Consider the following 11,799-nt stretch of genomic DNA (forward strand, 5'->3'; position numbering starts at 1 on the left):
GGAGAAGTCGATGGCGGGGTGTGGGAGCCCGCTGCCAGGATGGTTCCCATGCCCCGCCCCTCGTCCCGGGCGTCGTTCGTGGCACGCGACGCCCAGACGCAGCAGCTCACCACCGCCCTGCGCCGTGCCGCCGACGGCGACCCCGGCGCGCTCCTCGTCGGTGCCGACGCGGGCGTCGGCAAGACGCGTCTGCTGACCCACGCCGCCGAGGTCGCCGCGGCCCAGGGCGCGACGGTGGTCGTGAGCCACTGCGTGGATCTCGGGGAGGTCGGCCTGCCCTACCTCCCGTTCACCGAGGCGCTCGCCGAGCTCCGGAGGCACCACGACGCGGTCGACCACGCGATCGACGCCCGCCCCGCGCTCGGACGCCTCCTCGACGCGGGGACAGGATCCGGCCCCGGGGACGAGCGCGAGCAGGCGGACCGCCTCCAGCTCTTCGACGGCATCGCCGCCGCCCTCACCGCGTGCGGCACGACGGAGGCGCCGCTCGTCCTCGTCATCGAGGACCTGCACTGGGCGGACCCGTCGAGCCGCGACGTCCTGCGGTTCCTCATCGCCCGGATGCGCGCCGAGCACCTGCTGATCGTCGCGAGCTACCGCACCGACGACCTGCACCGCCGCCACCCGTTGCGACCCGTCCTCGCCGAGCTCCGCCGCCACCCGCGCGTCGAGCACGTCGACCTGCCGCCCTTCACGCCCGACGAGCTCCGCGTCTTCACGACGGCGGTCGCCGGAGCCCCCCTGCCCGACGACGCGTTCGACCAGGTCATGCGCCGCTCGGAGGGCAACGCCTACTTCGCGGAGGAGCTCGTCGAGGCCGGCGCGGCGGAGTCCGTCATGCCGTGGTCGCTCGCCGACGTGCTGCACGCGCGGCTCGAGCAGCTCGACCCCGCGGTCCAGCAGCTCGCCCGGCTCGCCTCCGCGTCGGGCCGCCAGGTCGCCGAACCCGTGCTGCGGGCCGTCACCGGCGCCCACCCCGCCTTCGCCGCACCCGGGTCGTACGACGCCGCGCTGCGCGAGGCCGTCGCCCACCACGTCCTCGCCGTCGAGACCGACAAGGTCACGTTCCGCCACGCGCTGCTCGCCGAGGCGGTCTACACGGACCTGCTGCCCGGCGAGCAGGTCTCGGTGCACCGCGCCTACCTGCAAGCCATGACGTCCGGCCACGACCTCGGCTCGCCCGCCCAGCGCGCCCACCACGCGCTCAAGGCCCACGACCTCCCGACGGCGCTCGTCGCCTCGCGCGACGCGGCCCGCCGCGCGGCGGACGTCCTCGCGCCCGCCGAGGAGCTGCGGCACCTCGAGCAGGTCCTGCAGCTCTGGGAGGCGGTGCCCGACGCCGCGGAGCGCCTCGAGGAGGACCGCGCCACCGTCGCGCTCGCCGCAGCAGGTGCCGCGAGCCGGGCGGGCGAACCGGAGCGGGCCGTCGCGCTGGCCCGCCGGGTCGTCGAGGCGACGGCGGACGACCCGCTGCGCCAGGCGTCCCTGCGGCACGTGCTGTCGCGGTACCTCCTCGGCACCGAAAGAGTTCACGAGGTGCTGGAGCACACCGCCGCGGCCTTGGAGATCCTGCCGGCCGACCCGCCGTCGCGGGACCGCGCGTGGACCCTCGCGATGCACGCCCGCGCAGCGCTCAACGCCGATCTCGACGAGATCGCCACGACGGAGGCCCGACAGGCCGTCGAGGAGGCACGGCAGATCGGTGCGCCGGACATCGAGGCCGACGCGCTGACGACGCTCGCCGTGCTCGAGGTCGCGGACGCCGACCGCGCCGCCGAGCTCCTGCACAGCGCCCGCGAACGCGCCCGCGACGCCGGTGACGTGCTGACCGAGCTGCGGTGCTGGTTCAACCTGGCGGCCAACCGCTACTACGCCGGTCGGCTCGACGAGGCGCTCGTCGTCGCCCGCGACGGGCTCGCGCACGCACGGACCGCAGGCCTCGGCTGGAGCGTCTACGGCCTCGAGATCCGACTGTTCGTCGAGCTCGTGCGCTACAGCACGGGCGACCTCACCCCACCGGAGCCGACGGACGAGACCGTCCCCGCGCCGTCGGTCGCGACCCTCACCTCGGTGGGGCTGTACGCCGCGGCCGCGCGCGGCGACGCCGACGTCCCCGCACGCGGGGAGCAGCTGCGCCGCGACTGGCACCGCGACGGTCAGATCGCCCTCATCTCCGGCGGGTGCACCGTCGACGCCCTCACCTGGGCGGGACGCTACGACGAGGCCGCCGATGCCGCCGTCGACCTCGTGCGCTACCTGGGCCGCACGTGGAGCGACGTCTTCCTCGGCCGCATCTGGCTCTCGGCCCTCGCCCTCGCGGCGCTCGCGGACGCTGCCGAGGCCGAGCGAGTGGTCGGCGTGGACGTCGGCGAACGCGTTGCACGTGGGCACGAGCTGCTGGAGGCCGCGACCACGACCGCCGAGCGCGGCCGCCCTCGCGGCGGCCAGCTCGGGCCTGAGGGGATCGCCTGGCTCGCCCGCGCCCACGCGGAGCACTCGCGCCTGACCGGCGAGAACGACCCCGCGCTCTGGGAGGCCTCAACCCGGGCGTTCGACTACGGCTACCGCTACGAGCTCGCCCGCTCGCGCTGGCGGTGGGCGCAGGCGCTCCTCGGTGCCGGGGAGCGGGCCGCGGCGGAGATCGAGGCCGCGCAGGCTCTCGAGGAGGCCGAGGACATGGGCGCCGCACCGTTGGCCGAGGCCGTGCGGAGCCTCGCCCGGCGGGGCCGGCTCGACCTCCCGGGGCTGCGTCGGGGCTCCACCACCGTCCTCACCGACCGCGAGGCCGAGGTCCTGCTCCTCGTCGCGCAGGGCCTGACCAACCGGCAGATCGGCGCGCGCCTCTTCATCAGCACCAAGACCGTGAGCGTCCACGTCTCGAACGTCCTCGCCAAGCTCGGCGCCTCCGGCCGCGCCGAGGCCGTCTCCCTCGCCCACCAGCGGGGCCTCATCGAGGTCTGAACCGAGGTCTGACCTGCCGCGCGCCGGGGACCGGCCGCCGACCTCGACCTGGTCGAGGGCCGAGGCTGGAGCCATGCGACAGGGAATGCTGGGGGTCGGTGCGCTCGCCGAGGCGAGCGGCCTCACCCCGTCTGCTCTGCGGTTCTACGACGCCAAGGGCGTCCTCCGCCCGGACCACGTCGACGACGCCGGGCGGCGGTGGTACACCGCCGACCGGGTCGCGGCGGCTCGGGTCGTGGCCGCACTGCGTCAGGCACGCGCTCCGCTCGACGTCATCCGCGCCGCCGTGGAGCCCGGTGGGGCGGGAGCCAGCGTCGTGGTCGAGTACGTGCGGGAGCTGGAGAGACACGCCCTGGCGCTCCAGCGCGCGGTCGAGCCGGCCGCACCTACGGAGGGACGGGGCACGACGGCGTCCCTCAGCGCCGCGGACCTCCGGGACGGGCTGACGGCCGTCACGGCGACCATGGGGCGCGACCCTCTGCACCCGTCGACCCACGGCATGCGGGTCGCGGTGGACGGGGCGGGCGTGATCCTGGAGACCACCGACCGCCACCGGCTGATGCGTCGACGCCTGCGAGCGCACGTCAGCGGCGCCCGTGCCGTCGCGATCGACGGACAGCAGGCCCTCGGTGCGATCGCCGCGATGAGCGGCGAGGTCCGCCTCACCATCGGGGCCCACGCACTGACGCTGACGGACTCGTCGCACAGCCGGACGCTCGCAGCGTCCGAGTTCCCCGCGGCGACCGAGGGCCTACGCCCCGACCGGAGCCTTCCTGCCTCGGCACCGGTCCAGGTCGGCGAGCTGCTCGACGGCATCAGCAAGCACAAGGGCGCAGACAGGATCTGGCTCGACGCGCCGCCCGGGGCGTTCCCGACGATCGGACGCACCGGGCCGGGCCGGGTGTTCAGCGCACGGCTCCTCAGCGAGGCGTTGTGGACCCTTCCGCGCGGCACGACGTGCGTCCTGCTCGGGTCCGGACACGGACCGCTCTGGGTGCTGCCGCTGTCCAGGAGTGCCGAGCTCGCCGTCATGCCGATCCGCCTGGACGACGAGTGAGGCGTCGTGACGGCGAGCGACCCGCTCCTGCGAGCCGATCTGCGCACGGTCTGCCCGGCCGGTTCTGGGCGTGGGCCGGGACCGCCTCGCTCTCCGTGCTCGGTGTGCAGGTCGTCGGGTTCGCGATGGGCTGGGCCGCCACCGGGCACGGGCCGCTCCTGGCCGGCCTCGTCCTGACCGCCTCGGTCGTGCCTCGCACGCTGCTCCTCCTGGTCGGCGGGACAATGGCCGACCGCTCGGGCGTCTGGCGCATCCTCCTCGCGGGGAACGGCGCGATGCTGCTGGCGTCTCTCGTCCTCGCGCTGCTCGCGCTGCGCTGGGGGGCTCCCCCGGCCCTGCTCCTCGCGACCGCGCTCGTGATCGGCACGATCGACGCGTTCTACCTCCCTGCCGCCGGGGCGCTGCCACGCCTCCTGCTTCGCCCGGACCACCTCGCGCGCGGCCTGGCACTGCGCCAGACCGGTCAGCAGCTCGCCGCGACTCTCGCCGGCCCTCTCGCCGGAGCGATCTACGGCGCCGCGGGGCTACCCGGCGCGGCGCTGCTGAACGCGGCCACGTTCGCCGTCCTGCTCGCCCTCCTGCTGCACCTCCGTCGGCGCCACCCGGAACCCGCAGCGCCCGACGTCGGCACGTCACCCTGGGCGGACCTGCGTGAGGGGATCGTCGTCGTCACCACGGACCCGCTGCTGCGCGCCGCGCTGCTGCTCGTCGCCGCGGGCGCCGCCTTCGTCCTCCCCCTGACCCCGCTCCTCCTCCCCCTCCTCGGTCGAGACGCCGGTTGGGGCCCGCAGTTCACCGGGCTGGCCGCCGGGACGGTCGGCGCGGCCACCGGGCTCGTCGCGATCGTCGTCCTGTCGCGTGGTGCCGCTCGACGCCCGGGGATCGCCGCCGCCGTCGGCCTCGCGCTCGCCGGGCTCGGCGCAGCGACCCTGGGCGCGACCTCCGGTCATGCCGTCGGCGCGATCGGCGGATGCGCAGTCCTCGGGCTCGGCACCGGCCTCTTCGCGACCCACATGGCACCGCTCGTCCTGGGCTCGGCACCGCGGGCGCTCGTCGCGCGCGTCCAGGCCCTCGCCGCCCTGGCGCAGAGCCTGCCGCTCATCGCCGCCAACCTCGGGATCGGCGCCGCCGCGCACGCCGTCGGCCCCGCCCCCGTGCTCATCGCCACCGGTTCGATGCTCGTCCTCACTGCCGTCGTCGCGGCCACCTCGACCACACTGAGCAACGCCACGCTCCCTGCGGCGCCGCCACGACAGGAGGCCGCCGCGGCCGCGTGAGAGGCGGTCGCCGTGGGACGGCTGACGCTTCGTCAGAGCCGGTAGCGGCCGCTCGTGATCGCCTCCGCGACCGCTCGGGCTGTCTCGGCGGCACTGTGGTGCGTCGTGTCGATCGCGTGCGCCTCGAGCTCGCCCAGCTCGGCGAACTGGTCCCACAGCGAGTGGATCGGGGCGTCGTCGACGAGTGCATCGGGAGCCGTCCGGCGTTGCGCGCGCGCGAGGGTCTCCGCCCGATCCGGACGCAGCGCGACGTAGTGGAGGTCGAGGCCGGGTCGCAGGCAGAGGGCGTGGCGGAAGTGACCGAGCATCCACGGCCCGACGACCCCGTCGACCACGACGGTGAAGCCGCCCGCCGCGTAGGCGGCGGACGCGCCGGCGACGACCTCGACGACGGTGTGGTTCTGGGCGTCGGACTCCGGGAGGTACGGCGGGATGCCCCCGGAGACGATGTGGTCCCAGAAGTCGTCGGTGCGCAGGTGCACCGCCCGCGGGTACGTGGCAGCGAGGCTCGCTGCCGTCGTCGACTTACCCGCTCCGGGCGGTCCCGTGAGGATGATGACCGTGCCGGACATACCGTCCAGCCTACGCACGCTCGGTTCACCACCACCGATCGTCTCCGAACAGCGCTACCGCGATCACGGTCCCGCCCGCCGGGGATACTGGGCGGGTGGCACGACACCTCACACGGACGGCCGGCGCGATCCTCGCCACCGCACTCCTCGTCACCGCCTGCGGCGGCACGACGGCCGACCCGGACCCCGCTCCACCCAGCGCGACCCCGTCGGCATCACCGTCCAGCACCCCGTCCGACGGACCGAGCCCGACGTCGGACCCCTCGCCCGTCGTGCTGCGCGCCGACGACGAGATGGCTGCTCTCGAGGAGACGTTCGACGCGCGGCTGGGTGTCTTCGCCCTCGACACGGGCACCGGGACGGTCCTGGAGCACCGCGCCGACGAGCGGTTCGCCTACGCGTCGACCATCAAGGCGCCGCTCGCTGCTGTCGTCCTCGACCAGCACACCATCGGCGAGCTGGACGGGGTCGTCGAGTACACGGAGGCGGACCTCGTCACCTACTCCCCCGTCACCGAGGAGCACGTCGGGACCGGGCTGAGCGTGGGTGAGCTGGCCGCCGCGGCGGTGCAGCAGAGCGACAACGGAGCGGCGAACCTGCTCCTCGACCGCGTCGGCGGCACGAGCGGGCTCGGCGAGGCGCTGCGGGCGGCGGGCGACGACGTCACGCAGGTCGACCGCACCGAACCGGACCTCAACGAGGCCACCCCGGGCGACCCGCGGGACACGACCACACCGCGCGCGCTCGCCACGACGCTGGAGACCTTCGCCCTCGGCGACGGTCTCCCGCCGGAGAAGCAGGAGCTGCTCGTCGGGTGGTTGCAGGGAAACACCACCGGCGACGACCTCGTCCGGGCCGTCGTCCCCGAGGGCTGGACCGTCGGCGACAAGACGGGCAGCGGCGGCTACGGCACGCGCAACGACGTGGCCATCGTGTGGCCGCCGGACGGCGACCCGCTCGTGATCGCCATCATGACGAGCCGCGACACCGCGGACGCGACCCGTGACGACGCCCTGCTCGCCGAGGCCGCCGCGGTCGTGCTCGACCAGCTCGCCGGCACCTGACGCGGGACCGGGGCCGGTTGCGCCAGGGCGTCGGCGGAGCCTCCCGGGCTGGGAATACAGTTCGACGCATGGCGATCAGACTCCGCGGTCTCGCTGACGACGACCTCGATCAGCTCTTCGTGTGGGAGAGCGATCCCGCCGCCGTCGCGCTGGCGGCGTTCACGCGGGCCGTCCCTTCCGACCGCGCCGCGTTCGACGTGCACTACGAGCGCATCCGCAGCGATCCGACGTGCACCCTGCTCGCCGTCGAGGACACGGGCGTGCTCGTCGGAACGATCGGGAGCTTCACCATGGACGGGGAGCGGGAGGTCACCTACTGGATCGACCCGTCGCGCTGGGGGCGCGGCATCGCCTCGTCCGCGCTCGAGGCGTTCCTGTCCGTCGAGCACGAACGACCGCTGGTGGCGCGCGTCGCCGCCCACAACGTGGGCTCCGCGAAGGTCGTGGTCCGGGCCGGGTTCGTGGAGGCCGGGCGCGAGTCCTCCTACGCGCCCGGCGTGGGCGCCGAGGTGGTCGAGCAGATCTACCGCCTGACGTCGTGACCGAGGACGGGCGGCAACCACGTGGCGACGTCCTCGCTCAGTCGCTCGACGTCGTCGCGACGGGCCACCCGTCGTCGTCCCACGCCAGCTCGCGCAGGGAGAGCTGGAAGTCCCCGCCGAGGCTCTCGGCGTAGTAGTGGTAGGCGAGGTACCCGCCCGAGACGGACTGCCCGCCCGGGCCGATCTGGTCGCCGTGCGTCTCGAGCAGCGTCTCGCCGCCGTCCTCGGTCATCGGGGTGCCGGCACGGTCCACGTACGGGCCGGTGACGTCGCGCGACCGGCCCACCGCCATGTTGTACGTCGAGTCGGTGCCCTGGCAGCAGCTGTCCCGCGAGACGAACAGGTAGTACCAGCCGTCGCGGTGCACCAGGTAGGGCGCCTCGACGGCGTTCGGCGGCGCCACCCGGTCGGCGATCGTGATCGGCTCCGCCTGCGGGTCAGCGGGCTTGCCGCTGGGCCACTCGAGCTCGACGAGCTGGATGCCGCCCCAGAACGAGCCGAACGCCATCCACGGCGTCCCGTCCTCGTCCTCGACGATGCCGGGGTCGATCGCGTTGTAGTCGGTCTCGCCCGGGACGGAGCGCCACACCTCGCCCTGGTCCTCCCAGCCGTAGGCCGGGTCGTCGGGGTCGAGCGTGGGCGAGGTCATCAGCCCGATGACCGACCGGTTCGACCCGAACGTCGACGCCGCGTAGTACAGGTACCAGGTGCCGTCGTGCTGGTAGAGCTCGGGCGCCCAGAAGTTCTCCACGCCGGGCACGACGTCGTAGACCCACTCCGGCCGGGTGCCCGCGTCCCAGACCGTGCCGGCGTCCTCCCAGTGCAGGCCGTCGTCGGAGCGACGGATCTGGATGGAGCCGAGGCCCACGCGCACGTCACCGGTCGAGAAGACGTACCAGCTCGGGTCGCCGTCGGGGTCGCCGGCGACGAGCGCGGGGTCGTGCGTGCGCAGGTCGCCGGTCAGCGCGAGCTCGGTCGCGACCGGCTCCGACCCGCGCACCGACCAGACGGCCGCCGCGGTGGCGAGCGCCACCACCAGCGCGACCCCGGCGGCGATCACACCGACGGTGCGCCGCCGCCGCGGGGTCCCCGTGCTCACGAGCCCAGCCGCACGACGTTCCACGAGACGGGCGGCAGCTGCGCGACGAGGCGGCCGTCCCGCACCTCGGCGGTGGCGTTCTCCCGCGGCGCGACCGAGTGGTCGTCGTCGGCCGTCGCGCTCCACGTGTGGTCGGGGTTCGACAGGCTGGTCGCGTCGAGGACGCGCAGGCCGGGCAGCGCCCGCAGGTCGACGTCGAGGGCGACGTCGTCGGTGGTCGAGCGGTTCACGACGAACAGCACCGTCTCGCCCGTCTCGGGGTCACGCGTGGCGACGGCGTCGAGCACCGGCACGTCGCCGAACTTCGCCGTGCCGTAGGTGGGCGCGTCGATGACGACCTGGAGGACGTCGCCCACCGCGAGGGTGGACGCCTGCTGGAACGGGTGGAACGTCGTCTGGCGCCACGAGCGACCACCGGGCTCGGTCATGATCGGGGCGATGACGTTGACGAGCTGGGCGAGGGACGCGGCGTGCACGCGGTCGGTGTGCCGGAGCAGGGAGATGAGCAGGTTCCCGACGACGACGGCGTCGGCCACGTTGTAGCGGTCCTCGAGCAGCACGGGCGCGACGGGCCAGTCGGTGCCCGACGGCGGCTTGGACTCGGCCCGGTGCTGGTACCAGACGTTCCACTCGTCGAACGAGATATGGATGCGCTTGCTGAGCTTCTTCGCGGCCCGCACCGCGTCGGCGGTCGCGACGACCGACTCGATGAAGTGGTCCATGTCCACCGCGGACGCGAGGAAGGACGCGAGGTCTCCGTCCTCCTCCCAGTAGTAGGCGTGGGCAGAGATGTAGTCGACGTGCTCGTACGTCTCGGTGAGGACGGTGCGCTCCCACTCGCCGAACGTCGGCATGGAGGACGCGGACGAGCCGCACACGACGAGCTCGAGGTCCGGGTCGACCATCCGCATGGCACGCGCTGCCTCGGCGGCGAGCCGCCCGTACTCGTGGGCGGTCTTGTGGCCGATCTGCCACGGCCCGTCCATCTCGTTGCCCAGGCACCACATGCGGATGTCGTGCGGCTTGTCGGTGCCGTGCGCGCGACGCAGGTCGGACCAGTACGTCCCGGACTCGACGTTGCAGTACTCGAGGAGGTCGAGCGCCTCCTGCACGCCGCGCGTGCCGAGGTTGACGGCCATCATCGGCTCGGTGCCCGACCGCTCGGTCCAACGCATGAACTCGTCGACGCCGACGTGGTTGGGCTCCGTCGAGTGCCAGGCGAGGTCGAGGCGGCTCGGGCGCTCGGCGACCGGGCCGATGGCGTCCTCCCAGCGGTAGCCGGAGACGAAGTTGCCGCCGGGGTAGCGCACGCTCGAGATGCCGAGGTCGCGGGTGAGCTCGATGACGTCCTTGCGGAAGCCGTCCTCGTCGGCCGTGGGGTGCTCGGGGTCGTGGATGCCGGTGTACACGCACCGGCCGAGGTGCTCGACGAAGGAGCCGAAGGTCCGGCGCCGGACGGGGCCGACCCGGTAGGCGGGGTCGACGGTGAGGGAGACGGGCAGCATGCGGGGTCCTTCCGAGGGAGCGGTCTGTGGTGAGGTCGTCGGGTCTGTCAGCAGGTCGGTCGAGGGGTCGGCCGGGCTCGGGGCCGGGTGATCGGTCACGACGCCGGCCCGGGGTCCAGGCGCAGGAGGCGGGTGCCGTGGGCGGGGACGTCGAGCGTGAGCGCGTGGTCGCCGCCGTGCGCGGCGGTGGGCGGGACGAGGGTCACGGGCTCCCCGCTCCACAGGTCGCGGGCGACCAGCGGGCTCGACGACGTGCGGAGGCCGGTGAAGCCGACCGACGCCGCGGGGAGGGTCACGGTCCGCGGCTCGGCCGCCGTCGAGATGACCGCGGCCCACCGCGAGCCCGCGCGCGGCCCGGTCCCGGCGGCGCCCCAGACGACGACGTCGTCCTCGCGCAGGAGCTCGGCCCCTCCGGTCGAGTGCCGGAGCAGCTCGAGCACCTCCGCGTTCGCGAGGTCGGCCAGGGTCTCGTCGTCGGTCCGGGTGAGGTCGCCGCCGACCATCAGGGGTGAGCGGGCGAGGGACCACGCGGTGAGCAGGGTCCGGCGCTCGTCCCGGGTCAGCGCGCTGTCCCGGTCCTGGCCGCGTTCCGCCCGGGTGCCGATACGGCCGAGGGGGAGCATGTCGCCGTCGGCCCAGCCGTCCGGCCCCTGGTGCGGTGCCCACCGGGCGAGTCGCGCGAGCTGCGCCTCGACGTCCCCCCACCGGTCCCACAGGTCGTCGCACACGCGCCACATGTCGGCGTGCGCCCGCAGGTGGTCGAGATGCGCCAGGGAGAGGTCGGTGCCCGGGGAGAGGGAGAGCACGACGTCGCGCCCGTGCGCCCGTTCGGCGCGTCGCACGGCCAAGGCGTAGGCCTCGACGGCGGCGGCCTGGTAGGGCGCCAGCATGTCGTCGACCTTCAGCAGGTCGACGCCCCAGCCGATGATCTGGTGCATCAGCGCGTCGAGCCACGCCTGCGCGCCGGGGTGGGTGTGGTCGAGCCCGTAGTTGTCGCCGTTCCAGGGGCAGGTGCTGCTCCGGTCGGCGATGTCGGACGCGCGGTAGGTGGTGCCGGGGACCGGCAGGTCCGCCTCGACCGCGCGTCGAGGGATGCCGCGCATGAGGTGCAGGCCGAACCGCAGGCCCCGCGCGTGCACCTGCGCGGCGAGCGGGGCGAAGCCGTCCCCGCCGCCCGCGGACGGGAACCGGGCCGGGTCGGGTCGGGGGAACCCGTGGCCGTCGAGCAGCAGCGGCGCGTCGACGTTGTAGCCGCCGGCCCGCGCCGTCGGTTCGTACCACTGGATGTCGACGACGACGGTGTCCCACCCGGTGGGCGACAGCCGCGCGGCCAGCACGTCGGCGTTGGCGAGCACCTCCGCCTCGGTGACGGTGGTGCCGAAGCAGTCCCACGAGTTCCACCCCATCGGGGGGTACGCGGCGGCTCGGGAGGGCATCGGGGCTCCAGGAGGTGATCGGCGCGTCGGCGGCTGTGCACGACGCGGGCGGCGACCGGGATCGCCAGCACCACATCTTCTACATCGTTGTAGATGGAGTCTGCACGGATCGCCTCGGCCCGTCAAGCCGCGCTCGGCACCGAGGCTTGACCCTGCCGCCGGGATGTGCAACCTTTCTCTCCAACGATGTAAATCGAGGTCGACGACGATCCGATCGAGCAGGGCAGCCGCACCGCACCTTTCCGGTTCCGTACCGGGGACGCAGCGGCTCCCTCCCCGCTGACGA

General features: G+C 74.2%; 9 protein-coding genes. 5 read left to right on the forward strand and 4 right to left on the reverse strand.

Annotated features, from left to right (window positions below):
- Positions 1–48 precede the first annotated feature (48 nt).
- The 3 genes from OHL10_RS13690 to OHL10_RS13700 all read left to right on the forward strand — a co-directional run bounded on the left by OHL10_RS13690 (position 49) and on the right by OHL10_RS13700 (position 5,295).
- The gene (locus OHL10_RS13690) at positions 49–2,961 is read left to right on the forward strand and encodes a helix-turn-helix transcriptional regulator (RefSeq protein ID WP_265522783.1); all 2,913 of its coding nucleotides are present in this window, start codon (positions 49–51) and stop codon (positions 2,959–2,961) included.
- Between the two features lie 73 nt (positions 2,962–3,034).
- Positions 3,035–4,018, forward strand: coding sequence for a helix-turn-helix domain-containing protein (locus OHL10_RS13695; protein WP_265522784.1), 984 nt, complete (start codon positions 3,035–3,037; stop codon positions 4,016–4,018).
- A complete protein-coding gene (locus tag OHL10_RS13700; protein ID WP_265522785.1) occupies positions 4,015–5,295 on the forward strand; it encodes an MFS transporter in 1,281 nt (426 codons plus the stop codon). Before OHL10_RS13695 ends, OHL10_RS13700 begins: the two co-directional genes overlap by 4 nt.
- 32 nt (positions 5,296–5,327) lie before the next feature.
- On the opposite strand, the gene OHL10_RS13705 is transcribed toward OHL10_RS13700, so the two are convergent.
- Positions 5,328–5,867: an AAA family ATPase gene (locus OHL10_RS13705; RefSeq protein ID WP_265522786.1), complete on the reverse strand. Its 540-nt coding sequence runs from the start codon at positions 5,865–5,867 to the stop codon at positions 5,328–5,330.
- Between the two features lie 95 nt (positions 5,868–5,962).
- Between OHL10_RS13705 and bla the strand changes: the two genes are divergently transcribed.
- On the forward strand, positions 5,963–6,931 hold the full coding sequence (gene bla / locus OHL10_RS13710) for a class A beta-lactamase (protein ID WP_265522787.1): 969 nt from the start codon (positions 5,963–5,965) through the stop codon (positions 6,929–6,931).
- A gap of 68 nt (positions 6,932–6,999) precedes the next feature.
- Positions 7,000–7,473 (forward strand): GNAT family N-acetyltransferase, encoded by a 474-nt coding sequence (locus OHL10_RS13715; RefSeq protein WP_265522788.1) that lies wholly within the window; start codon positions 7,000–7,002, stop codon positions 7,471–7,473.
- A gap of 37 nt (positions 7,474–7,510) precedes the next feature.
- Here OHL10_RS13715 and OHL10_RS13720 read toward each other — a convergent pair whose 3' ends face one another.
- The 3 genes from OHL10_RS13720 to OHL10_RS13730 all read right to left on the reverse strand — a co-directional run bounded on the left by OHL10_RS13720 (position 7,511) and on the right by OHL10_RS13730 (position 11,513).
- On the reverse strand, positions 7,511–8,572 hold the full coding sequence (locus OHL10_RS13720) for an arabinan endo-1,5-alpha-L-arabinosidase (protein ID WP_265522789.1): 1,062 nt from the start codon (positions 8,570–8,572) through the stop codon (positions 7,511–7,513).
- Positions 8,569–10,077, reverse strand: a complete 1,509-nt coding sequence (gene arfA, locus OHL10_RS13725) for an arabinosylfuranosidase ArfA (RefSeq protein ID WP_265522790.1) — start codon at positions 10,075–10,077, stop codon at positions 8,569–8,571. Before arfA ends, OHL10_RS13720 begins: the two co-directional genes overlap by 4 nt.
- Positions 10,078–10,172: 95 nt before the next feature.
- Complete coding sequence (locus OHL10_RS13730) at positions 10,173–11,513, reverse strand: glycoside hydrolase family 27 protein (protein ID WP_265522791.1); 1,341 nt, start codon at positions 11,511–11,513, stop codon at positions 10,173–10,175.
- Positions 11,514–11,799: the final 286 nt, after the last annotated feature.

The organism is Oerskovia flava (assembly GCF_026163685.1).
Lineage (GTDB): Bacteria > Actinomycetota > Actinomycetes > Actinomycetales > Cellulomonadaceae > Oerskovia_A > Oerskovia_A flava.